Raw genomic sequence first — 500 nt, forward strand, 5'->3', positions numbered from 1 at the left:
ACGCATGCGAACATTTCCACTGCGACGCTGGACGGTACGACGCTGACGATCACGGACACGGACGACAAGTCTGCGACGGTGGACCTGAAGTCCATCGACACGGACACGCATGCGAACATTTCCACTGCGACGCTGGACGGTACGACGCTGACGATCACGGACACGGACGACAAGTCTGCGACGGTGGACCTGAAGTCCATCGACACAGATACCACATATTCTATATCTCTTGATAAATCTAAGAATCAACTAACTTTGTTAGGATCTGATGACAGTAAGTCTACGGTCGACTTAAGTGCATATGTTGGTGAAGATTCAATCAGTATTGTTGAAGCTGGCAATAAATATACAAGAGTTTCTTCTAAAACCGACGGTAATACCACTACATATACAGTATCTGGTGCAGAAGTAGCGGGCAGTGACCATGTAGATGTGACCTATGATGAAGCGTCCAACAAGTTCACGGTAGCGGCGAAGGACCTGGCGGATACGAGCCTGAC

General features: G+C 49.0%; 1 pseudogene. It reads left to right on the forward strand.

The window, feature by feature from the left end:
- A pseudogene (locus tag ACZOWY_RS07255) lies at positions 1–500 on the forward strand (hypothetical protein); the annotation flags it as partial.

The organism is Succiniclasticum sp. (assembly GCF_056977735.1).